General features: G+C 72.0%; 17 protein-coding genes. 4 read left to right on the top strand and 13 right to left on the bottom strand.

The features are described 5' to 3' along the window. Positions 1-32 precede the first annotated feature (32 nt). The 6 genes from ACH4U8_RS40975 to ACH4U8_RS41000 form a co-directional block, all read right to left on the bottom strand. Entirely contained in the window at positions 33-1,640 is a 1,608-nt protein-coding gene (locus tag ACH4U8_RS40975) for a glycoside hydrolase family 13 protein (protein WP_360322985.1), read from the bottom strand. 102 nt (positions 1,641-1,742) lie between these two features. Further along, positions 1,743-2,594 carry a sugar ABC transporter permease gene (locus tag ACH4U8_RS40980; RefSeq protein ID WP_360322983.1) on the bottom strand — a complete coding sequence of 284 codons (852 nt, stop codon included), beginning with the start codon at positions 2,592-2,594 and terminating at the stop codon, positions 1,743-1,745. Next, positions 2,591-4,207, bottom strand: coding sequence for an ABC transporter permease subunit (locus ACH4U8_RS40985; RefSeq protein ID WP_395783293.1), 1,617 nt, complete (start codon positions 4,205-4,207; stop codon positions 2,591-2,593). The genes ACH4U8_RS40980 and ACH4U8_RS40985 overlap by 4 nt, the downstream gene beginning before the upstream one ends. A 23-nt stretch (positions 4,208-4,230) precedes the next feature. Further along, positions 4,231-5,490, bottom strand: coding sequence for an extracellular solute-binding protein (locus tag ACH4U8_RS40990; RefSeq protein WP_395783295.1), 1,260 nt, complete (start codon positions 5,488-5,490; stop codon positions 4,231-4,233). After that, a complete protein-coding gene (locus ACH4U8_RS40995) occupies positions 5,487-6,890 on the bottom strand; it encodes an alpha/beta hydrolase (protein WP_395783297.1) in 1,404 nt (467 codons plus the stop codon). Before ACH4U8_RS40995 ends, ACH4U8_RS40990 begins: the two co-directional genes overlap by 4 nt. A gap of 59 nt (positions 6,891-6,949) precedes the next feature. Beyond that, positions 6,950-8,695, bottom strand: a complete 1,746-nt coding sequence (locus ACH4U8_RS41000) for a glycoside hydrolase family 13 protein (RefSeq protein ID WP_395783299.1) — start codon at positions 8,693-8,695, stop codon at positions 6,950-6,952. A 256-nt stretch (positions 8,696-8,951) separates the two neighbouring features. Here ACH4U8_RS41000 and ACH4U8_RS41005 point away from each other — a divergent pair, with 256 nt between their 5' ends. Then, positions 8,952-9,968 (top strand): LacI family DNA-binding transcriptional regulator, encoded by a 1,017-nt coding sequence (locus ACH4U8_RS41005; RefSeq protein WP_395783301.1) that lies wholly within the window; start codon positions 8,952-8,954, stop codon positions 9,966-9,968. Between the two features lie 65 nt (positions 9,969-10,033). Here ACH4U8_RS41005 and ACH4U8_RS41010 read toward each other — a convergent pair whose 3' ends face one another. From ACH4U8_RS41010 to ACH4U8_RS41020, 3 genes are all read right to left on the bottom strand, one after another. Beyond that, positions 10,034-12,025 (bottom strand): GTP-binding protein, encoded by a 1,992-nt coding sequence (locus ACH4U8_RS41010; protein ID WP_395783303.1) that lies wholly within the window; start codon positions 12,023-12,025, stop codon positions 10,034-10,036. Positions 12,026-12,459: 434 nt separating this feature from the next. After that, the gene (locus tag ACH4U8_RS41015; protein ID WP_395783305.1) at positions 12,460-14,286 is read right to left on the bottom strand and encodes a hypothetical protein; all 1,827 of its coding nucleotides are present in this window, start codon (positions 14,284-14,286) and stop codon (positions 12,460-12,462) included. Positions 14,287-14,290: 4 nt separating this feature from the next. Continuing rightward, positions 14,291-15,247, bottom strand: coding sequence for a helix-turn-helix transcriptional regulator (locus tag ACH4U8_RS41020; RefSeq protein WP_395783422.1), 957 nt, complete (start codon positions 15,245-15,247; stop codon positions 14,291-14,293). A gap of 544 nt (positions 15,248-15,791) precedes the next feature. Here ACH4U8_RS41020 and ACH4U8_RS41025 point away from each other — a divergent pair. The 3 genes from ACH4U8_RS41025 (at position 15,792) to ACH4U8_RS41035 (ending at position 18,573) form a co-directional block, all read left to right on the top strand. Then, on the top strand, positions 15,792-16,316 hold the full coding sequence (locus ACH4U8_RS41025; protein ID WP_395783307.1) for a GNAT family N-acetyltransferase: 525 nt from the start codon (positions 15,792-15,794) through the stop codon (positions 16,314-16,316). 210 nt (positions 16,317-16,526) lie between these two features. After that, on the top strand, positions 16,527-18,170 hold the full coding sequence (locus tag ACH4U8_RS41030; RefSeq protein WP_360322963.1) for a GMC oxidoreductase: 1,644 nt from the start codon (positions 16,527-16,529) through the stop codon (positions 18,168-18,170). Between the two features lie 91 nt (positions 18,171-18,261). Continuing rightward, entirely contained in the window at positions 18,262-18,573 is a 312-nt protein-coding gene (locus ACH4U8_RS41035; RefSeq protein WP_360322961.1) for an NIPSNAP family protein, read from the top strand. Between the two features lie 7 nt (positions 18,574-18,580). Here the strand turns inward: ACH4U8_RS41035 and ACH4U8_RS41040 are convergent, their stop codons facing one another. From ACH4U8_RS41040 to ACH4U8_RS41055, 4 genes are all read right to left on the bottom strand, one after another. Further along, on the bottom strand, positions 18,581-19,672 hold the full coding sequence (locus ACH4U8_RS41040) for a lanthionine synthetase LanC family protein (RefSeq protein ID WP_395783309.1): 1,092 nt from the start codon (positions 19,670-19,672) through the stop codon (positions 18,581-18,583). A gap of 90 nt (positions 19,673-19,762) precedes the next feature. Then, positions 19,763-19,897, bottom strand: coding sequence for a hypothetical protein (locus tag ACH4U8_RS41045; RefSeq protein WP_360321648.1), 135 nt, complete (start codon positions 19,895-19,897; stop codon positions 19,763-19,765). A 3-nt stretch (positions 19,898-19,900) separates the two neighbouring features. Then, positions 19,901-22,504 (bottom strand): class IV lanthionine synthetase LanL, encoded by a 2,604-nt coding sequence (gene lanL / locus ACH4U8_RS41050; protein ID WP_395783311.1) that lies wholly within the window; start codon positions 22,502-22,504, stop codon positions 19,901-19,903. Between the two features lie 271 nt (positions 22,505-22,775). Further along, complete coding sequence (locus tag ACH4U8_RS41055) at positions 22,776-23,879, bottom strand: glutamate--cysteine ligase (RefSeq protein ID WP_395783313.1); 1,104 nt, start codon at positions 23,877-23,879, stop codon at positions 22,776-22,778. Positions 23,880-23,881: the final 2 nt, after the last annotated feature.

A 23,881-nucleotide genomic window follows, 5' to 3' on the forward strand; every position in this document is an offset into this window, starting at 1 on the left:
CCGCAGGGAGCCGACGCCCGTCCGGGTCGCGCTCAGCCGCCGTCCACCGCGTACCAGACCGCCGCGTCGCCGGGCAGCACGCCGTCTCCCGGCAGGTCCGCGCCGGCCAGCAGGACCGCGCCGTACTCCGGCAGGCGCACCGGCTCCGCCCGCAGGTTGACCGCGCACACCAGCGACTCGCCGCGGCGGAAGACCAGGGTGCCCGCAGGCGCGTCGAGCCAGCGCAGTGGCGCACCGTCACCCAGTTCCGGATGCGTGCGCCGGATCGCCAACGCGGCCCGGTACAGCGACAACATCGACGTCGGATCGTCCCACTGCGCCTCGACGCTCAGCTCGCGCCACTCGCGCGGCTGCGGCAGCCACGGCGCGGCACCGCCCGGCGCGCCGAATCCGTACGGCGCCCGCTCGCCCGACCACGGCAGCGGTACCCGGCAGCCGTCCCTGCCGCGTTCGGTGTGCCCGGAGCGCTCCCAGCGCGGATCCTGGAGCACGTCGTCGGGCAGGTCCAGCACCTCGGGCAGGCCCAACTCCTCACCCTGGTAGACGTAGACCGAGCCGGGCAGCGCGAGCGTGCACAGCGCGGCGGCCCGCGCCCGCCGCACGCCGATCGCACCGCCGCCGTAGCGCGTCACGTGCCGGTGCACGTCGTGGTTGGACAACACCCACGTCGCGGGCGCACCCACCTCGGCCGCTCCGGCGAGCGAGGCGTCGATCACCTCGCGCAGTGCATCGGCGGACCAATCGGTGCCCAGGTAATGGAAGTTGAACGCCTGGTGCAACTCGTCCGGGCGCACATACCGCGCGGTGCGTTCCGGGCCGGGCGTCCATGCCTCCGCGACGGCGATCCGGGCGCCGGGATACCCGTCGAGGATGCGCCGCCACGCGCGGTAGATCTCGTGCACCCCCTCCTGGTCGAAGAACGGGAGTTCGGCGCTGCCGAGCAGTTCGATACCCGCGCCGGTGCCGATGTCCGGCAACCCGGGCGCCTTGACCAGGCCGTGCGCCACGTCGACCCGGAACCCGTCCACGCCCAGATCCAGCCAAAAGCGCAGGATGTCCTCGAACTCGGCCCGGACCTCCGGGTGTTCCCAGTTCAGGTCCGGTTGCTCGGGGGCGAACAGGTGCAGATACCAGTCGCCGTCCGGCAGCCGGGTCCAGGCTCGCCCGCCGAACACCGACTCCCAGTCGTTGGGCGGTAGTTCGCCGTCTGCGCCACGGCCGGCGCGGAAGTGGTAGCGCTCCCGGGCGGCCGAGCCGGGACCGGCCGCCAACGCCTCGACGAACCACGCGTGCGCCTCGGAGGTGTGATTGGGCACCACGTCGACGATCACCCGCAGATCGTGTGCGTGTGCGTCGCGCACCAGTGCGTCGGCGTCCTGCAACGTCCCGAACAGCGGGTCCACGGCCCGGTAGTCGGACACGTCGTAGCCGTGGTCGGCCTGCGGGGACGCGTAGAACGGGGTGAGCCACACCGCGTCCACCCCCAGCTCGCTCAGATAACGCAACCGGCTGCGCACCCCGAGCAGGTCGCCGATCCCGTCACCGTTGCCGTCCGCGAAGCTGCGCACGTACACCTGATAGATCACCGAATCGCGCCACCATCCGGTGGTCGTACGGGAGTTCGTGGTCGAGACAGTCATCGATGAGCATCCTTGACGGGATCGGAGAGCGAGAACGCGAACAGGAACAGGAACAGGAACGGGACGAATACGGAAACCGGGCCCACCCGGCGCAACCGCACTTCAGCTCTTCACCGCCCCCGCAGTCAGGCCGCCCACGATGAACCGCTGGAGGAACTGGAACAACACCAGCACCGGCACCGCGGCGATCAGCACCCCGGCGGCGAACACACCCCAGTTCCGGCCCACTCCGTAGGAGATGAAGTGGTACAGCCCGACCGCCAGGGTCTGCTTGTCCGGGTCGTTCAGCACCAGGCTCGCGATCACGAAGTCGTTGAGCGTCGCGACGAAGGACAGCAGCGCCACTACCGCCAACACCGGCGCCACCAGCGGCAACACGATCCGGAAGAACACCTGCGCGTGGGAGGCGCCGTCGATCCGCGCGGCCTCGTCCAGATCGCGTGGCACGGTGTCGAAGAACCCCTTCATCAGGTAGGTGTTCACCCCCAGCGCGCCGCCCAGGTAGATCATCACCAGGCCCAGCCGGCTGCCCAGCCCGATCGCCGGGAACACGTCGTCGAACGTGGACAGCAGCAGGAACAACGCCACGTAGGCGAGCAGTTGCGGGAACATCTGGACCAGGAGCAGGGTGGTCAGCCCGGCCTTTCGGCCGCGGAATCGGAACCGGGAGAACGCGTAGCCCGCACACGCACCCAGGAACACCGACCCGATCGCGGTGGCCAGGCCGACCACCATCGAGTTGACGAACCACTTGCCGAACGGATGCAGTGGGTCGTCGAACAACTCCCGGTAGTGCGTCCCGGTGGCGTCCGCGAACAGCTCGTTGGAGCCGGTCAGCGTGCCGCTCGGGTTCAACGACGCGGACAACACGAACACCAGCGGGAAGACCGCGACCAGCACCGCGAGCACGCCGATCAGGTGCCGCCAGCCGATCCGGACGAACCAGCGGATCATGTCTGCTCCTCGAACGCGCGGCTGCGACGCAGGCCGATGACGGAGATCGCGGCGACCACCACGAAGATCAGGATCGAGACGGCGCAGGCCATGCCGTACTGGCGGTTGCTGCCGCCGAAGGCGAGCTTGTACACGAGCGAGATCAGCAGGTCGGTCGAGCCGACCTCGATCGGGGCGTCGGGATCCTTGGGGCCACCGCCGGTGAGCATGTAGATGACGTTGAAGTTGTTGAAGTTGAAGGCGAAGGTGGCGATCAACATCGGGGTGACGGCGGTGAGCAGCAGTGGCAGCCTGATGTGCCGCAACACCTGCCATCGCCCGGCACCGTCGATCCGGGCCGCCTCGGTGACCTCGGCCGGGATCGCCTGCAGCGCGCCGGTGCAGATCAGGAACATGTACGGGAAGGAAATCCACACGTTGACCGCGAGCACGCTCAGCCGGGCGAGCCAGGGATCGGTGAGCCAGGGGATGTGCGCGCCGTCGAGCAACGAGACGTTGACGTAGCCGTAGTCGGTGTTGAGCATGCCCTGCCAGACCAGTGCGGCCAGGAACGCCGGGAAGGCGTAGGGCAGCATGATCAACGAGCGGTAGATCCGGTGCCCGCGCAGGCGTTTCCCGTTCAGCACGGTCGCCAGCAGCAGGCCGATCCCGAACGGCAGCGCGACCGAGACGCCGGCGAAGAAGAACGTCCACACCAGCACGCCCAGGAACGGCCCGCGGATGTCCTCCTCCGTCAGGATGCGTCGGAAGTTGTCCGCACCGACGAAGACCTTCCAGCCCGGACTGAGTCGGCTGCCGTCCGGCGCCGCGAACACGCCGTCCGAGGTGGGCCGGTAGACGACCCCGCGGGCCCGGTCGGTGATCGTGTCCGCGGCACGGTCGTAGGCGAGTGTGGATCGGTAGGCGGCGGCGCTGATCCCGTCCGCGGTGCGCAGGCTGCCGCTGTTCGGGTCGCCGGTCACCGGCACCCGCAGGGCGCTGATCTCCTGTTGCCGGCCCGCGATTTGGCTGTAGGTCAGCGGCCGCCAGCCGGGCGCGGCCACCGCGCGGCCGGCCGGGTCGCGCACGGGTTGTTCGACCGGCTCCAGCGGGTGGCCCGGCCAACCCAACCGCACGCTGCGATCGGGCCCGGTCACCAGCAGGCCGAGCCGATCGCCGCGCGCGACGACCGAGGCGGGCCGCACCGGCGAGTCGGGGACGCGGGTCTCGCTGTGCGCGAGGATCGCCGCGACCGCGTCGGGCTTGTCGCTGTTGTGTCCGTCGCCGTAGTTGGTGAAAGCCGCGACGCCGGTGTACAGCACCACGTAGACCTGGTAGACGAGCAGCAGCGCGATGCCGGGCGCGAGGTACTTGGCCGGCACGTGCCGTTTGGTGGCGTAGACGATGTTCACCGCGACCGTGCCCACGAGCAGGGCGCCGAACATCCACCACGAACGATCCGCGGCCAGGGCGAGCAGCCCGTAGACCGCGAGGGCGTCGACGACGGCGAGCAGAACGATCCGGGCGGCGAGGCCGCCGAGGCCGCGGCGGCGGGCCAAGGCGGGCCGGCCTTCGGCCGGGGGCCGCCGACCGGGTGGGGCGTGCGGCGGCCGGGTGGGCAGGGTGTGGGTCACGGTCTCTCCTCGTCCGCTCCGCGTCAGCCGGCGGCGATCTTGGCGCGGATTCGGCCGGCCATCGCGGTGGTCAGCTCCGCCGGGTCGCCGCGGCCCTGGACGATGGCCAGTTGGGTCAGGCCCCAGTCGGCCCAGACGCTGTCCATCGCGGGCAGGTTCGGGGTCGGCACCCCGGCCTGCGCGGCGCGGGCGAAGCCGGCCACCACCGGGTCGTTCGCGACCTGGTCCAGTACCGCGGTGGTCGCCGGGACCCGGCCGCCGGTGTCGTACAGGGCGCGCTGGGCCTGCGGGGTGGACAGGTAGTTCAGGACGAAGTCCTGGGCCAGGATCGGGTTGGCCGACTTGGCGCCGACGAAGAAGCCCTGTACGCCGACGAACGGTCGGGCCGGGGCGGTGTCCGCGCCGGGCACCGGGTCCACCGCGAACGGAACGTGTGCGGCCTTGAAGGTGGCCGCGTCCCACGGGCCGGCGAGCAGGAACGGGGTCCGGCCCTTGAGGAACGCGTCGGTGGCGATGTCGGCGGTGAGCGAGGTGGAGAGCACGCCGTCCTTGCCCAGTTCGCGCAGCCAGGGGGCGAAGCGCAGGCAATCGGGGCTGTCCAGTTCGAGCTTGGTCGGGTCGTAGGCGCCGTCCGGCTTGTTGCCGAAGACCCGACAGCCGAACGAGGTCTGCAACGGGTAGAGGTGGTACGGCGATCCGCTCTTGGCGTCGACCGGCACCGCGACCGGCAGCTTGGCCTTGCCCTCCTCGACCAGGCGGCGCCCGGTGGCGAGCAGTTCCGCGAACGAGGCGGGGGCCTGCGGCGCCAGTTCGGTGTTGCGCAGCAGCGCGATGCTGTCCAGCGCGTAGGGCAGCCCGTAGGTCCGACCCTCGTAGCGCATCGCCTCCAGCGCGACCGGGGAGAACGCCGCGGCGCGGTCGCCGAGTTCGAGCGGCGCCAGGACGCCGTTGTGGACGAGCTTGCCCAGCCAGTCGTGCGGGCCGACCACGACGTCGGGGCCCTGGCCGGTCGGGGCCTGCGACACGAAGTCGTCGCGGATCTCGCCCAGTCCCTTCTGGACGACCTTGACCTTGACGCCCTTGTCCCGGGTGAACGCGGCGGCGATGTCCTGGAGCGGCTTGGCCCGGGCGTCGTCGGCCCAGACGGTGAGCGATCCGGTGGCCGCGGCCGGGCCGGACGCGGCGGGCGCGGCGCTCTTGTCGCCGCCGTCGCCGCCACCACCACAGGCGGTGGCGAGCAGCGTCGCGGCGAGTACGGCCGGCAGCAACAGGCGTGATCTCACTGGGTTTCCTCCTCGGATGTGCGCGCGTCGTCGGCCGGGGCCGTGGCGAGGACCGGTGCCTGCTCGGCGTTCGGGTCGCTCCAGGCCGGTACGTGCAGCCGGATGTGCCGGTCGCCGTCGTGATGGAACGGGTCGCGGATGGTGCTGCCGTCCTCGTGCAGGCCGTCGCAGCGCCAGCCGCGCCCGACCGCGCCGTTGAGTCCCACCCCGCGCGGCAGTCGCCAACTGCCGTGATAGCGACCGGCGGCCACTCGGGTGGTGACCAGGCCGGAGTAGTACACGGTCTCCTCGGCGGGCAGGTCGGCCGCGGTGGTCAAGGTGACCTCCAGGAGCGCGTCCGCGCCGCCCTCGACCACCTCGATCGTGCCGTGCGCGGTGTGTCCCTCGACCGTCGCGGCGAGTTCGACCACACCGGGCCGGACCGGCGCCACCCGGGCCGATCCCAGCGCACGCAGCGCGTCGGCCGGTGTCCAGGTCGGCTCGACGCCGAGCACCGAGTAGACACAACCGTCGGCGCGCACGCCCACCGGCGCCACGCTCGCCTGCGGCTGCCCGGTGGCGAGCACGATCCGCTCGGGCAACCGCAGTCGCCGCAACGGCGATTCGGCGTCGCCGAACAGGTGCAAAAGCGCGCTGCCGACCCGCTCGGCCCACGCGCTCTCGTGGTGCGGCGCCTGCGGATCCTCGTGGAAGCGCACCTCGCGGTCCGGCGCGTAGCCGAGGTCGGTGATCAGGTGGTCCACCAGGTCGCGGGTGTGCCGGACGGTGATCAGGCCCTCCATGCCGCCGATGTCCGCCCAGATCCGGGCCGGCCCGCGGGCCTGCTGCCGCCGGTAGACCGGCGTCTCGGCGAGCGTGACCGGATCGACGAAGACCAGGAACGGCGAGAGCACCCCGGCCAGCCCGAACACGTCCGGGCGACGGAAGGCCAGGTGGTAGCTGACCAGGGCGCCCATCGAGGAGCCGAGCACGGCGGTCGCGGCCGGATCCTCGGTGACCGCGTAGCGGGCCGCGATCAGCGGGCGCAACTCCTCGATCAGGAACCGCTCGTACAACTCGCCGCGGGCCGACGCGCGCGGGTCGCGCGGGTAGGGCACGTGGTGGCTGTACTCGGCCCCGCGCGAGTCGCGGCCGTTGTCCACGGCCACCGCCACCAGCGGCGGCAGCAGGCCGGCGCCGATCAGCCGGTCCAGCGTCTCCTCGACCCGCCAACTGGGTTCCCGGCCGGTGCGGGCGAACACGTGTTGTCCGTCGTGCAGCCACACCACCGGGTAGGGGCCCGCGAGCGGGTCGTAGCCGGCCGGGAGGTACACGTGTACGTCGCGGGTGTTGTCCAGGTGCGTCGAGCGCACGTCGGTCAGCGTCTCGATCACGCCGGTGTCGGCCGCGGTCGCGGTCATCGTCGGGTGCTCTCCCGTCTCGGTGCCAGATGCCGGGGTGCCGGCGGGGGTTGCTCGGGTCACGGCTGCTCCGCCCGCCAGACGTGGAACGCGGGCCCGTCGCCGGGCAGCGGTTCGCCCGCGCGCAGGTCGGGGCCGCCGGTCAGGCTGCGTGCCGTCACCGGCGCCGCGATCGGGGTGTGTCCCGCGCGATTGACCTGGATCAGCAGCGTCTCCTCCGGCAACCACCGCTCGTACAACACGGTGTCGGCGGCACAGTGCAACCAGCGCAGCCCGCCCGTGCGCAGCGCGGGATGCGCGTTGCGCAGGGCGATCAGGTCGCGATAGGTGCGATACGTGTCCCGGTCCCAGCGGTCGCGGTCCCAGGGGAAGGGCCGCCGGCCGTCCTCCAGGTGCACGCCCTCCACCCCGACCTCGTCGCCGGCGAACACCATCGGCAGCCCGGGCAGCGTGAACATCAGGGCGGCGCCCAGGTGTTGGCGGTCGCGGCCGGCCATCGACCGGAACCGCTGGGTGTCGTGCGAGTCGAGCAGGGTCAGGTTGTGGGTGTACGAGCGCCACGGCAGCAGCGCGGCGAAGTCCCGCATGACGGCTGCCAGTTCGGCGCCGCCGTAGCCGGGGATCGGACCGGGCACGCCCCAGAACTCGGTGAGCGGCGCGTCGGCGAGCCAGCCCCAGACCGGGCGGGTGAAGCCGGAGTAGGCCATCGTGCCCTGCCAGCCGTCGCCGCGCAGTGCGGCGGACGCGTCGTGCTGGTGCTCGGCGAGCAGCAACGCGTCCGGCGCGGCGGCGGCCAGGGTGGCTCGGGTCGCCCGGGCCACCTCGGCGTTGCGGTCCTGGGTGCCGTACCGACCGGCGGACTGCGCGACGTCGATCCGCCAGCCGTCCAGGCCGAAGTCGCGGGGGTAGCGGGCGACCACCGAGTCGGGCCCCTCGTACAGCCGGGTCCGCAGTTCGGCCGAGGCGTGGTCGAACTTGGGCAGCGTGTCGACTCCGCAGAACGACGCGTAGCGGCTGCGGTCGTCGGCGTCGAAGTAGTAGAAGTCCGCCTCGACCGAGTTCGGTTCGGTCTGACCGCGGCGGAACCACTCGTGTCCGTCCCCGGAGTGATTGAGCGTCAGGTCGCCGATCACCCGCATCCCGCGCCGGTGCGCCTCGGCGGTCAGCGCGCGCAGCGCCTGGTCGCCGCCGAGCAACGGGTCGACCCGGTCGAAGGTGGTCGCGTCGTAGCGGTGGTTGGAGCGGGCCGGGAAGAACGGCGTGAGGTAGAGGACGTTCGCGCCCAGTGCCCGGATGTGGTCGAGCCGGTCCAGGACTCCCCACAGGTCGCCGCCGTACATCTGTTGCAGGGCGCCTTCGCTGCCCCAGCCCACCGGGTCGTGCCATGCCGCGGGCCGGGCCCAGTCCGGCATGGCCGCGTCGCTTTGCCGGGCGGAGCGGGCGAAGCGGTCGGGGAAGATCTGGTAGACCACCGCGTCGGCCGCCCAGGCGGGCGGCGCGGGGTGGGTGGTGAGCGTGAAGTCGCCGGTGTCGGGCACGTCGCGGGTGGCGACGCCGGCGGCGGTGAGCCAGCGGTTGCCCTCGGGAGTGCCCAGCAGGAAGCGGTAGCCGAACTCGGTGCTGCCGACCTCGACGCCGACCCGCCACCAGGTCTCGTCACCGACCACCCGGTCCACCGTCGCCTCGGTGAAGACCGGTTCCCCGTCCAGCTTGGTCCGCACGTGTACGCGCCCGGTGCCGGCCGCGGTGCGGGTGCGGACGAAGAGCTCCACCTGGTCGCCGGGCTGCGGCGACGGGTTGCTCACGTAGCCCGGCGAACCGTCGTGATGTGCCGCTGTGTTACATGGTGTTTCCGGTGGGTGCATGGTGTTTGCGACTCCGAAACATGCCGTTCATCAGGTCGAATGCCGAGGAGCGTAAAAGCAATCCGCGAACGACTGCAACACTCTGCAACATGTTTCAAAGATTTTGTTGCAGCGGCGAAACGCGTTTCGATACCCTGAGCGTGCCGCCAGGGGCTTCGGGGAGAGGCCCCGACACAGAGGGGGAGGTGACTGTCGCGTGACACCGGAGCGACCTTCGGTCCGTAGGATCGCCGACCGGATCGGGGTGAGCGCGGCGACCGTGAGCCGGGTGCTCAACGACAAACCCGGGGTCGCCGAACACACCCGCACCCGGGTCCTGGACGCCATCCGCGAGCAGGGCATGGTCGCCCCCGCCCCGGCCGGCCAACCGTTCGTGGGCATCGTCGTCCCGGAATTGGAGAACCCCGCCTTCGCGCTGCTCGCCGGCGCGATCGAGGCGCGGCTGAGCCAGTACGGCGTCACCGCCCTGATCGGCAGCTCGACCAAGCACGGGCCCACCGAGTTGGACTACATCGAAACGCTGTTACGGCGTGGCATCGAGGGGCTCGTCCTGGTCTCCGGGCGGCACGCCAACCCCGAGGCCGACCACGGCTTCTACTGGCACCTGCACCGCAAACACGTGGCGATGGTCCTGGTCAACGGCGGTGTCCCGGGCCTGCCGGTATCCACCGTCACCACCGACGAGGCGGCCGGCGCCGCGATGGCGGTGGCCCACCTGCACAGCCTCGGACACACCCGGATCGCGCTGGCGGGCGGCGAGGAGTTCTATCGCCCGTCCCGACATCGACTCGCCGGCTACCGGGCGGCGATGAAGGCCGCCTTCGGCGGTTGCGACGACGCGCTGTACGTCGAATCCACCTACTCGATCACCGGCGGCCAGGCCGCGGCGCGCCGACTCCTGGACGCCGGCGCGACCGCGATCGTCACCGGCAGCGACCTGATGGCGCTGGGCGTGATCTCGGCCGTGCGCGAGGCCGGCCGCCGGGTGCCGCAGGACATCTCGGTGGTCGGCTACGACGACTCCTACCTGGCCGCACACAGCGATCCACCGCTGACCACGGTGCAACAGCCGATCGAACAGATGTCCACCGCCATCGCCACCGCCATGTGGCAACAACTCCAGGGCTACCACACCCCGCACGTCGACCACCGGTTCGCGCCGCGCCTGATCGCCCGCTCCTCCACCGGACCCGCCGAGCCGGACCGGGCCTGACCCGAGGCGGCGACACCCACCGGCACCGCCCCGACCGGGATCACCGGTCGGGGCGGTGCCGTCCCTCACGTGCCCCGGACCCGGCCCAGGGTGTGCAGCAGGTAGTGGGCGTTGTCGTAGGGGTTGGCGCCGGTGTGCGGCCGGGTCGGGAGCGGGTGTCCGGTGAAGGGGCGGTGCCCGTCGAACTCGCTGACCAGCACCCCCTCGCCGCTGGTCGACTCCGGAAGCCGTCGGGTGACCCCGTGCACCTCGGCCGCCGGGATCGTGCCCCGCAGCAGGCACCGGTCGCCCCGGGGCACCTGCTCCTCGGGGACGGCCCGCGCACCCGTCAGCAGCGCGACCACCGCCCCCACACTCGCCGCGGGCGCCTCCAGTTCGAACCGGTGGATCGGCTCGAACACCCTGGTCCCGGCCTGCTTGAGCGCGTCGCCGAGCACCAACGGCGTCACGTTGCGGAAGTCGCCCGCCGCACTGAGCGGGCTCGCGTAGCCGGTCCGGGTCAGCGTCACCGCGCAATCCAACACCTCCCAGCCGTGCACACCCTGCCGCAGCGTGCCGTGCACGCTCTCCTCGATCGCCCGGTGGAAGGCGAGCGGCAACCCGCCGAGCCGGACACCCAGCCGAAAGACGATCCCGGCCCCGGGTGCCGCCGGCTCGATCCGCAGACCCACGGTCGCCCAGAAGAAGTTCACCCCGTCACCGGCGATCTCGCGCACCGCCTCGCCCACCCCGACCGGCTTCTCGAAGTACAGCGGACGCGACGGCGCGAAGGCGACCCGAAGGCCGAACGTGTCGGCCAACGTCGCGCCGATCACCTCCTTCTGCACCTCGCCGTACAGGCGCACCGAGATCGCCCCGGTCTCCTCGTCCGCGCGCACGTCGATCATCGGATCCTGCTCGGCGATGCGTTGCAACGCGGCGTACAGCGCGGGCCGTTGCCGGGGGCTCTCCGGCATCACCCGCGACTCCAGGGTGGGCGGGGCGAACAGACCCCGGGTGGGCAGCCCGTCGGCGGATCCCAGTTGGTCGCCCACCCGCACCTCGGCCAGACCACGAACCTTGGCGATCGTGCCCGCGATCGCGTCCGCGTCGCGCAGCCGGGTGCCCTCGTCGAACACCTGGACCGCGGAGGTTCGTCCGGTCAGTTCGATCACCGCGCCGCCGTGGTCGCGACGGTGCAGGGTGACCTCCGCACGTGGGCGAAGGGTGCCGCTTCGGGTCCGGACGTACGCGATCTTCTCCCCCGCGCGACCGCGCTCGATCTTGAGCACCACACCCCGCAACGGCTGCTCGGCCGCCTCCGCGCCGACCCGGGGCAGCAGTTCGGCAATGCCCCGGACCAGATGCTCGACGCCCTCCCCGGTGATCGCCGAGCCGAAGAACACCGGGTACGCCCAGGCGTGTTCGACATGGCGCGCCAACTCGCGCCGGTAGTCGGCCTCGGTGAGGATGACCCGGTCGTCGAGATAGGAATCCACGAACGCGTCGCCGTGGTCGGCGAAGGTCTCCGCGAGCCGGGCGGTGAAGCCCTCGTCGCTGCCGGTGAACGGCAACCAGCGGGCGCCCGGAGTGCCGAGGTCGTCGACCGAGCCCATCGCGACGCAGTTCGGGCCCAGTTCGGCGGCGATCGCGTCGAGTACCTCGGCATACCGCGCACCGCGGCGATCGATCTTGTTGACGAACACCAGAACGGGAATGCGCAACCGGGCAAGTGAGCGGATCAGTACGCGCGTTCGGGCTTGCACACCCTCGACCGCGGACACCACGAGCACCGCGCCGTCGAGCACCCGCAGCGCCCGCTCGACCTCGGCGACGAAGTCGGAGTGGCCCGGCGTGTCGATCACGTTGACCCGAAGGTCCCCGATCCGAAACGCCACCACGGCGGACTGGATGGTGATCCCGCGCCTGCGTTCGAGTTCCAGTGAATCGGTCTGGGTACTGCCGGCGTCGACGCTGCCGATCCGGGTGATCACACCCGCGTCGAACAGCAGACGCTCGGTCAGGCTGGTCTTGCCGGCGTCAACATGCGCGACGATCCCGATATTCAAGTGGTTCATGACGGCCAGTGGCTCCCGCGGCGGCGTTGATGGGACGAACTCCGTTGAGACCGCTGGTCTTTCGGCGCATGATTCGCTGCCTTCCACGTCGATTCGTCCCATGCAATGCGCTCCGACCCTAACACCGCCCCCGGCCGCCCCCGGATTCCCGCTCCCGGCCCGGCGCGGCGTCCCACCGGCCGTCACCACACCCGGCCCCGCGCGCCCGCGCGCCGCGCACAACACGCGCACCGCATCGCGAAACCACTCCCGCGCCACCCGCCGCTGCGTGCCGCGCTCCCGGCCCCGCTGTCACCGCCGCTGCGTGCTCGGTACCGCCCTCCGCTCCTCCACGCGTCCCATGTCCCGTTGCAGCTCGCGTCACAGCTCCCGTTGCAGCTCGCGTCACAGCTCCCGTTGCAGCTCGCGTTGCACGTATGCTCCGACCTGCACTGTTACTCGGAAAGCAGACTCCCCGAGCGGCCCGAAGCCGCAGCGGCGGCGGTGGCCAGAAGTTGCGGCAGGGTGCCGACGAAATCGGGCAGCATGCGCGCCGCCACCACCCAGGCCTCCGGGTCGGCACCAAGCGTGCGGCCGGTGTGCTCGGCGACGACCTCGCGCGCCGCGCGCGCTTCATCGGGGAGGAGCACGGCCAGGACGTCGACCGTTTCGAGCAGGCGGCCCGCGGGGTGGAAACGTTCGACCATGTCCCGGACGTCGAGCCGCCGGTCCGCCAACACGTCGACGAACCACGGCAGCAGGGTCGGCGTTTTCCAGGCGTGGGGCATCGGGTGGTCGAGCGCGAGGAAGGCGTGTCGCGGCGAGCGGCCGGCCAGGCGCAAGGCGAGGTACGGATCGGATCGACAGGCGGGCAGGCTCAGTTCCTCGGGGCAGTCCGGGTGCATGGCCAGGTGTGCCAGGGTCGCGGCCGGCAACGGCTCCCGGTCGTGCGCCGCGACCGCCGCGGGCCACAACTGCGGCGCCGGGTGACGCACGGCGAGCGTCGGCGCCTGGCGCATCGCGGCGACCAGTGCGTCCGGCCGCTCGTGGCGCGCCACTTCGGCCCGCAACCGCTCCGGCCCCCGCGAATCGATCGCGATCGAGCGCGCGAACCGCGCGATCTCGCCGTCCGGACCGAGCCGGTACAGCAGATGCGGATCCGCCAGCGCCGACGGCCCGCGCGCCTCACAGATGCCGAGCAGCGCGCGCAGCACCCCGGCGACGCCCAGTTCCGTGTGATAGAGCCCGAGGGCGCGACGGATCAGCTCCGGGTGGTGTCCGAACACCGCCTCGGCACACCCGTCGCGCACGATCGGCGCCGGCCGCTCCCGGCTCCCGGCGGGCAGCGGCACCCGTCGCGGAGCGTCCCGCCGGGTGGCCCGGAAGATCGCGTCGCGGGTTCGCCGGTCGGCGCCGGCCTCCAGCAACGCGGCGTTGACACCCGAGTGATGCAGCGCCAGGAACTCCGGAGCCCGCGCCGGGCACGTATCCAACCGGTCGGGCAGGTCCTCGGCCCGAATCACGCCCGTGCGCAGCAGCGGGCCGATGACACTCGGGCCCAACCTCTCGCGCGCGGCCAGGAATTCGTGGATCAGGCCGACCGGGAGCATCGCGATCACGCGGGCGGCCACCGGCGCGGGAACCCGACTCAGCAGACCCAGCGGGGTCAGCACCGTCGGGCCGGCCGCGGGCCGACTCCCGCTCCCGGTGGACCACACCCCGCGCTGCGGAACGCCGGCCCAGGAGGCGTTCGTGGCGTCCGTACACAGTCGACCGAAGGTGTACGGATGGCCCGGTGCCCGGTCGATCAACCACTGCCAGGCGATCGGTTCGTCGCCGGGCAGCAGGCCCGCCGCCTCGTCCAGCACCCGCTCCACGGGCCCGTTGCGCCGGCCGCCGGCCCAGGACGTCCAGCACGCCACGGTGCGCACCGCCGCCCATCCGGGGGTGCCCTCCAGGGCCACCTGACGGAGCGTCACCACTCGGTGCGCCAAGGCCGCACCGAGCGCCAGGCAGGTGGTCTCGGCAAGGGGGACCACGACCAGCGCGAGCAGGGCCGCACGGGGGCAGTCCGCCCGCACGACCAACTCCGCGCGCACGGCGTCGGCGAGCGGATTCCGGCGGTGCTCGCGCACGACCGTGTCCCAGTCGACGGCCGGGAGCCGGGCCGGGGGCACCTCGACCCGCCCGAGTCGGTTCCGCACCCGGGCCGCGAGCCCGTCGTCGGCATACCCGAACAACGATTCCTCGGCGACCGGGTCGGCGCCGTCCCCGTTCCCCATCCGCTCACCCCATGGACTGATCACCGAGCACGATCCGCGCGATCAACGCGCGTCGGCTGCTCACCCCGACCTTGGTGAAGATCGCCTTGAGATGATCCTGGACGGTGTACGGCGTCATGGCCAGGGCCCGGGCGATCTCCTTGGTGTCGTTGCCGCGGATCGCCCGCAGCGCCACCTCCTGCTCCCGGCCGGTCAGCCCGTACGCGGCCAGATACAGCGGCATCGTCTCGGCCGGGGACGCCGGCGAGGCGACCACCGCGACGTGGCCGTCGGCGAGGCCCTCCAGCAGCGCGGCGTGCAGCACGAACCAGCGCCCGTCCCGGGTCCGCACCCGCGCCTTGGCCTGCGAGGTCGGCACCCCCGACGCGGCCAGCCTGGCATGTTCGGAGACCATCGCGAACGCGGTCGGCACCGCGAGCACGGGCAGCGCGTCGTCGGCGAGATCGGCGAGCAGGCCCTGCCCCCGCTCGTCGGCCGCGACCAGGCTGTTCCCGGGGCCGAGCACGATCGTCGCGGGGACCTGATCGGCGGCCGGCGACCATGGACTCCCGCTGTGGCAGGTGCGCAGCGCGTTGCCGATGTGCCGGGCCGCGACGTCCGCCAGGTCGCGTTGTCGGCCCAGGTACAGGCCGCGGTCGGGCGCCCGCATGAACGCCGCGCACCCCCACATGCCGCCCTGGGTGTCGAACACGGTCCGCATCTCGTCCCCGAAGCCGGCCGGTGAGATCTGTTCCCGAAATCGCAGACTGCGCTCGGGCCGGCCGCGGGTCGCGCGACCGATGGTCTCCGCCCGGAACCCGCTGCGCCGAATCTTGGTGAAGGTGGCCACGTCGTCGTGCCACACCTCGAACCGCACCGCGTCGTGGAAGCCCTCCAGGCTGAGGTCGTCGCTTTGTACCGAGGTGACCAGACCGGTCGCCGGATCGGCGGTGTGCCAGCAGACCGCGTCGAACTCCAGCACCTCGCGCAACAGTTCGTCGCACCGCCGGAAGATCTCCGCCGCCTCCAGGCCCGCCCGGCCAGTTCGCGCAGTCCTTCGATCGCTCGCTGTGCGCTCGCGCCGCGTAATGCCATGGCGCGAACGTAACACGCAGAGAGCAAGCCGGTCCGTAGCGCGATCATCGTTGCTTCGCTGTCGACCGCTTCCCGAAAACCTCCCAGAAATCTGGGATTTCCCCGAACCCGTCGACATCGCGAGGATGACCGGGACGCGTTCCGTGGCGCCGTGATCGACCGGCAGCTTCCCCCGGGGCGTCGGACCGCCCTGTGGATCCCCGCCCCGGACCGGGATCCGCAGGGCCGCTCCACCCCGTACCCGCGCCGCCTCGCCGTCGGGGAAGGCCCGTCGGGCCCCTCGCCGGAACCGGCCCGCTGCTGCGACGATCCTGGGGCGCCGGGCATCCGCGCGGCGTACGGTCGCGCCCGGTCGGCCGCATCCGGCGACCGGGCCGAGGGGCTGGAGGTCCGGCATCACCGGGAATCACGACATCGACACATCACGTCACGTGCACATCCGCACCGTGGACACCACCGCGCTCCCGATCGTGCTGGGCATGCTCGATCGCGCGGTGACCTGGCTGGTCGCCCACGGCCGCGAGGGCCAATGGGGCACCGAGCCGTGGTCCACCCGTCCCGAGGCGGTGCAACGCGTGGAGACGACCCTGCACGGCGGACACATCCGGCTGGCCGAGATCGGCGGCGAGCCCGCCGGCGTCTGCGTCGCCTCGGACACACCCTCTCCCTACATCCCCGCGGTCGACGAACCCGAGTGGTTCGTCAACCTCCTGGTCACCGATCGCCGTTTCGCCGGCGCGGGGGTGGGCGGCGCCCTGATCGAGGACGTACGCCGCGAAGCGGCCGAGCGGAAGGCCGAGTTGGTCCGAGTCGACTGCTACGCGGGCGGCGACGGCGCTCTGGTCCGGCAGTACCGGGCACTGGGCTTCACTCCCGTCACCACGTTCCTCGTGGAGCGCCCCGGACAGCCGCCCTGGCCCGGCCAGTTGCTGGAGTGGCGACCGAACTCCCGGTAGCCACAGGGGATCGTCGACGCGCCCGCGCCCGCGGCCGACCGGCAACGAGGCGGATGTTTCGAGGTCGCTTCGGTGACCGCACATCCACGCTCCGCGACGCGGGCGCAACTACCCATCCCCAATAGCAAGTTACTCGCGAGTATGCCGTGACTTGTTGCGCATTCACGCCTAGAACTTGTTCTCACTCCGTCCCAGAGTGAGGAACGTCACATGAGCGCTTCCCCCATGCGCAGCAACGATTCCAACGGTTTCTCGCGCCGCACCTTCATCGCTGGAACAGGTTCCATCCTGGGCGTCGCGGCCGTAGCCGGTCGCGCCGCCGCAGCCCCGTCGACGGCGGGTGCCGCGGCCGCCTCGATCCCCGCCGGGGCGCACGTACCGGCCCTGGTGATCGGCACCGGGTACGGCGGCTCCGTCGCGGCGCTTCGGCTGGCCCAGGCCGGCGTCGACGTACACATGATCGAGATGGGCATGTCCTGGGACACCCCCGGCCCGGACGGCAAGATCTTCGCCAACACCACCTCCCCCGACGCCCGTTCCTTCTGGCTGCGCACCAAGACCAAGCAGCCGCTGAGCAACTTCCTCGGTTTCCCGATCGACCGGGACATCCCCAAGTACACCGGCATCCTGGACGCCGAGGAATTCGCCGGCATCACGGTCTACCAGGGCCGAGGGGTCGGCGGCGGCTCACTGGTCAACGGCGGCATGGCGGTCACTCCCAAACGGGAGAACTTCGGCGCCATCCTCCCCTCGGTGAACGCCGACGAGATGTACAACACCTACTACCCGCGCGCCAACGCCGGCCTCGGCGCGGCCACCATCGATCCGGCCTGGTTCGAGAACACCGCGTGTTACCAGTACGCCCGGGTCGGTCGCAAACACGCCCAGCGCGCCGGCTTCCCGTTCGTCTTCGTGCCCACCGTGTACGACTGGGACTACATGAAGCAGGAGGCGGCCGGCGCCGTCCCCAAGTCCGCCCTGGCCGGCGAGATCCTCTACGGCAACAACTACGGCAAGAGGTCGCTGCAGAAGACCTACCTCGCCCGCATCAAGGAGACCGGCCGGGTCACCATCTCCGCGCTGCACAAGGTCACTTCGGTCACCCCCGCGGCCGGCGGCGGCTACACCGTGACGATCGACCAGATCGACACCACCGGCGCCACCACACTCACCAAGACCGTCACCGCCGACAAGGTCTTCTTCGCCGCCGGCAGCGTCGGCACCAGTAAACTGCTGGTCAAGCTCAAGGCCACCGGCGCACTGCCCAACCTCAACGCCGAGATCGGGCAGGGCTGGGGCGACAACGGCAACGTGATGTGCGGGCGCGCCAACCACATGTGGGATGCCACCGGTGCGCTCCAGGCGTCCATCCCCACCGGCGGCATCGACAACTGGAACGCCGGCGGCGCGTTCGCCGAGGTCGCCCCGCTGCCCACCGGCATCGAGACGTACGCCTCGTTCTACCTGTCGATCACCAAGAACCCCAACCGCGCCCGGTTCTCCTGGAACGCCGCGACCGGCAAGGTCGAGCTGAACTGGCAGGCCGCCTGGAAGCAGCCGTCGATCGACATGGCCAAGACCATCTTCGACAAGATCAACGCGAAGGAGGGGACGATCTACCGGACCGACCTCTTCGGCGCGTACAAGATCTGGGGCGACCACCTCACCTACCACCCGCTCGGCGGCGCCGTATTGACCAAGGCCACCGACAACTACGGCCGCCTGTACGGCTATTCCGGCCTGTACGTGATCGACGGCGCGCTGATCCCGGGCAACACCAGCGTCAACCCGTTCGTCACCATCACCGCTCTGGCCGAACGCAACATCGAGAAGATCATCGCCACCGACCTGTGACACCGCCCGGATCGGGTCGCCGGCCCCACCCCGGGTCGGCGACCCACCGGCCGTGCTCGCACCGGCGGACCCTCTCCTGCATCATGTGGGCGTGATCACCATTCATCTGAAGTACGAGATCGACGCCGACAAGCTGGCCGACTTCGAGGAATACGGTCGCCGCTGGGTCGGCCTGGTCAACCGGTTCGGCGGCACGCACCACGGCTACTTCCTGCCCAGCGAGGGCGACAGCGACATCGCGTACGCGCTCTTCTCCTTCCCCAGCTTCGCCACGTACGAGCAATACCGCATCGACAGCGCCACCGATGCCGACTGCCGAGCGGCCATCCGACTGGCCCGCGACACCGGCTGCATCAAGCGCTACGAACGCCGCTTCCTGCGCCCTCTCGACGACGGCTCCTGAACACGCCCTAGGCGAGAAGCAACGCCCGATCCCACCGGGGCAGGGTCGCGGTGGTGGCGGCGAGCAGCGCGAGGATCACCCCGGCCGCGCCGTCCAGCAGACCCGGGCCCGCGTCGCCCGGTGTCGGGTGCCGCACGAGCAGTTCCTCGGTCAACCGCGTGGCGGCAACACCCCACCTCGGATCACCCGTGTCGTGCGCGAAGCGCACGGTGACCTGGAGCAGCCCGGCGAGGCCGTGACACAACCCCGGCGCCCGGTCGACCAGCCGCTGCCGGTCCGGCCGGGCCAGGACCGCCGCCAGCGCGTCGACCGCCAGGGCGCGCGTCGCCTCGTCGTCCAAGGCATCGCCGGCCAACCACAGTGCCCGCGCGATGCCGGGCGCACCCGCGCACCAGGAGCCGTGTGCGGCCCGGGAGTCCGCCCCGGCCCGCCAGTTCGGCCCCCACGCGTCGTCCTGCCGGTACTCGCCGAGCAGCGCGATCAGGCGCTCGATCGCGGCGCGTTGCCCGTTCACCCGCAGATCCGCGGCAAAGGCCAGCGACAGCAGGGCCAGTGGACCGGCGACGCCGTGCGCCAGGCCCGACCGGGTCCACACCCCCGGCTCCGCGGACCGGCACAACACCGCGAGTCCCGCGCGCAGCGCCGCCCCGGCGGCCGGGTCGGCGGCGCGACCCAGCAGGTTCGTACAGGTCCCGGTGAGGCCGGAGATCAGGTCGAGTTCGGGACCGGCGCGCGGATCGTCGACCCGGGGTGCGATCGCCGTCGCCCGCGCCGGCCGCTCGGGTCCGAGCACCCACGCGGCGAACACCGGGCCGCCCAGGCCGCCGAACAGACCCGGAGCGGTGACCTGCGGCCGATCGGCGCCCGCCTCGGCCGCCGCCAACCAGCTCTCGGCCATCGCCCGCCAGCCCGCGCCGGGCCGGCAACGATCCAACTGCTCGCACACCACCGCCAACCCGGCACCCCCGCCGCCCAGATCGTGCCGAACGCGTCGCGGCGTGGCCCGCGGCCGGCCGGCCAGCAGCGCGACCCGCTCCAGCGCGGCCACCACGATCGGCCCCGACACCACCGGCGCCCACCCCTGGGACTCGCTCGACACGATCCCCACCCGCCGTCCGCTCGTGCCGAAGGACCGCCGGACGTTCCGTGCGGGTGGCCCGGCCACCCGCACGGAACCCTCGACGCCGAATCAGTCGAGCGCCGCCACGCACAGCTCGGTCCACTCGTAGCTGTGGTGACCCGTGTCGCAACACATCATCGGTTCGAGGTCCTGCTGCTCATCGGTCTCCGGCAGTTCCTGAAGTTCCAGTACGGAGCTCTCCATGCCTCATCTCCCCTTTCCGGGGTCGCGGTCGTGCCCGGTGGCCGGTCGGTCGACCAGCCACGAACGAGGTCCGCCGTGCGTCAGGCGGAGCAGGAAATCCAGCACGCCGGCCATCCCGACGCCGTACGCCGCGCACATCTCGCGCAGCGTGTCGTCCGGGACCAGCCACCGACCGTGCCGATGGGCGGCGCGCACCGAGATGCAGCCGGCGAGCTCGTGCGCCCGGGAGCGGTGCCGCTCGTCCCCGGTGGCCGCGTACAGATCGAGCAGCAGCTCCGCGTTGCCGGCCACGCCGTGACACGAGCCCGGCCCGATCCGCCAACGGTCGGCGTACACCGCGTGGGCCGCCCCCTCGGCCAGGTCCAACCACCGGTCCGTGCCGGTGACCTGCCACAGCCGGATCAGGAACGTGCCGACGCCGGAGGTGCCGTTGCACCAGAAGTCCAGTCCCGGCCGCTCGGCCCGCCCGGGGCCCTTCGGCCACATCACCACGCCCCCGCGCCGGTCGGCGATCGCCGCGAGCGCGTGTCCGCCGCCGAGCGCGACGTCGATCAGCTCGGGGCGGTCCAGGTCCCGGCCCGCCGCCAGCAGGAACGTCGCGTTGCCGGCCACCCCGTGCCCGAAGCCGTACAGCGCCGACCCGGCCAATTCGCCGCGCACCTGCGGACCCACCGGCCAGTCCACCCCGCCGTCGGCGGTCGCCAGCAACCGCAACACGGCGTCCGCGCACTCCCCGGCCCGCTCGGCGAACCGCCGGTCGCCGGTGGCGTGCCACAGGTGCAACTGGGCCGTGCCCGCACCGGCCAGACCGTGACACACATCGGGATTGCCGCCGGTCAGCGGGATGGCCAGGGCGTAGTCCGCCGCCCGCCGCGCCAACGTGTCGTCGGCCAGCGTCCGGGCCGCCTCGTACAGCGCCCAGGCGGTGCCGGAACGCCCGAAGTACAGCCCGGGCAACACCCGGTCCGGCCGGGTCAACCGGCGGTCGAGCCAGTCCGCGGCGGTCCGCAGCGCGGGCTCCGCGTCCCGTCGACCGCACCGCACCGCCCGGTCCAACACCGCAAGCACGCCGGCCGCGCCCAGTTGCACGTTGCACGGATCGCCGTCCGGCAACGCGCGCGGCGCGGCCCACAGCCGGTCCGCGTCCGGGTCCATCGTGTCCGCCAGGTGCCGCAACCCGTCCGTGAGCAACCGCTCCGGGTCGGCCGGCGCGGGCGGCCCGGCCCCGAGCCGGCGGGTCGGCTCGGGTTCGGCCCGCAGGAAGTCGGCGGCCTGTGCCAGGCTCCACCGCTCGCCCGCCTCGCCGGTGAGCCCGACGATCAGCGGCGCCAGGGCGCGCACCATCGGCAACCCGGGCGCGGCGGCGGCCACGATCGCGGCGATCCGCTCGCCGACCGGCCGCGCGGGCTCGGTCTCGGGGGCCAACACCGGGTTGATCCCGGCGCCGACCTGGAGCAGGGTCGCGCCCAGGCTGAAGCAGTCCGCCGCGAAGTCCGCCGCCGGGGCGACCCGGTCGGCTCCGGCCGAGCCCAGGTATTCGGGGGCGGTGAAGCCTCGGGTGCCGACCACCGGAACCCGGCTGCCGACCGGCACCGCGCTCTCCAGGTCCACCAGCACCGGGCAATCCTTGGGCGTCATCATCACGTTGCCCGGCTTGAAGTCGCGCAGCACCAGGGACTCCGCGTGCACTTGGGCCAGCAACCGGGTGAGTTCGCGGGCCAGTTCCCAACCGGCCGCGACCGGGATCCGGCCGTCGTCGCCGTGTCGGCGCTCCAGCCGGGCCGAGGTCCATCGGGTCAGACCGACGCCCTCGATCAGGTCCTCGACCAAGAAGACGTGGCCGCCGCTGTCGAATACCTCGCGCACCTCGGGCGCGATCCTTCGCGGCGCCAGGCGCGCCAACATCCGCGCCTCGTGCCGCAACCAGTCCCGCGCGTCGCGGCCGTCGGGCCCGGCCCCGACATGCGGACGGGCCTCCTTGATCAGGACCTGTTCGCCGGTGCGCTCGTCGCGCGCCCGGTAGACCCCGCCCCGGTTCGAGTGCCGGATCGCCTCACGGACCCGATACCGGCGCGCGAGCATCACCGCGTCGCCGCGACGCCGCGCGAGCAGCGCCGTGGGCGGCACCGCCAACGGGTCCACCGCCCAGGGCGGCGGGGAGAACCAGGGCTCGCGGCGGTCGGTCTCCGACGTGCCGTCGGGTGCCTGCAATCGGCCCTCGTAGAACCCCTCGTCGTTGAGTTCGCGCGGGCGGGCGAAGCAGCCGAACCGGTAGTGCACCACGCTGCCCGGCCGGTAGCGCCGATCCGAGAGAATGGCCGGTCCCGGCAGGCCCTCGGTCGCCGCGTGCAACTCGGCGGCGAGCAGCACCAGTTGCTCGTCATCGGCAGGGTAGGCGGTGATGAACTTGCCGGACAGGGCCCGGGCCGCCCGGACCCCGTTCAACTCGGCGGCGATCTGCGGATCGGCCGCGAACTTGAACGCGCACCCGTGGGCGAGGAGCACCCGGACCGCGCGCTCCAACACGTCCGGCGCGGATCGGGCGGTGCACGACAGGTGCAACTTCCAACCCTGGCGCCGTCGTACGTGCCCGGGAGGCGACACCATGCACCAGGGATCGCCATGCCATACCCGCCATGAATCGATGCGGTTCGTCTCGGTCAGAACCCGGGAAACCAATAACCGGTAGCTCGACATCACCGGCCCAGCCTGCCACCGCGATCGGGCCCCGACCAGAGTCGAACCTCGATATATCACCCGATTGCCGTACGCACTACGCCGTCGATCGACGGCACGCCCTCCCGCCTCCGGGCCCACGCCCGCACCCACCGCCCACACCCGCCGCCGCGATCCGCCCGCACCCGCGTCGGCGCCGCGCTCATCCGTGCGTGGACATCCCCTCGGACACCAGCAGACGCACCAACGCGTCCCGACCGCCGAGCCGAAACGCCGCCCGCTGCCGATCGGCCCCCGCCCCCTCGCGCAGCAGTCGGTGCACGAGCGCGTCGATCTGCCGATCGTCCCCGGCGTCCGCGAGCGCCGGTGCGACGTAGTCCAGCAGGCGGCCGACCAGTTCACCGGCCTTGAGCCGACGCGGCGCGTGCGGGTCGATCAACGCGTCGGTCAGCCCGTGCCGCGCGGCGTACCACTGGGCCGCCGCGACGAATTCGGGGGCCGATCGGGGCGGTGGTTGACCGGCCGTCGCGTCCCGCAACACCGTGGTGACCAGGGCCCGGACGAGCCCGGCGAGCATCACCGCGTCCTCCACCCGCAGTTGCACGTCCATCGCGCGGATCTCGACCGTGGGGTAGCGCTCGGAGAGCCGGACCTGCCAGTAGACCCTGGCCCGGTCGCGCAGAATGCCGGCGGCCAGCAATTCCTCGATCCGGCGGTCGTAGTCGAGCGCGTCGACGAACTCCGGCGGCATGCCGCTGATCGACCAGCGGCCGAACACGATGGTGCGCCAACTCGCGAAGCCGGTGTCTCCGCCCTCCCACATCGGCGAGTTCGCGCCCATCGCCACCAACAGCGGCAACCACGGGCGCAGCCGATTGAGTACGATCACGCCCGCGTCCCGGTCCGGGACGCCGACGTGTACGTGCATCCCGTTGACGAACATCTCGTCGACCAGGCGTGGCGCGTCCGCGTGCAGCGCGTGATAGCGCACCCGGTCGGTGAGCGGGATCGGCGTTTCGGAGCGGAACGGCGCGGTACCGGAGGCGACGAGCCGGCATCCCGCCTGTTCGGCCGCCGCGGCGACCGAGTGGCGCAGCCGCAGCAGGTGTCCGCCCACCTCGTCGAGGGCCGCGCACACCGGCGTCGCCACCTCGACCTGCACCTGCATCAACTCGGGCTGGATCTCGCCGCCGGTCACCGCCGGTTGCAGGTTCGCCGCCGCCCGGACCGTCTCGGCGACCGGCATCGGCCGGCCGTCGGCGGGATCCACGAGCAGGTACTCCTCCTCGACCCCGAACGTGATCATGC

It is taken from the genome of Embleya sp. NPDC020886, from assembly GCF_044333915.1.
Taxonomy (GTDB): domain Bacteria; phylum Actinomycetota; class Actinomycetes; order Streptomycetales; family Streptomycetaceae; genus Embleya.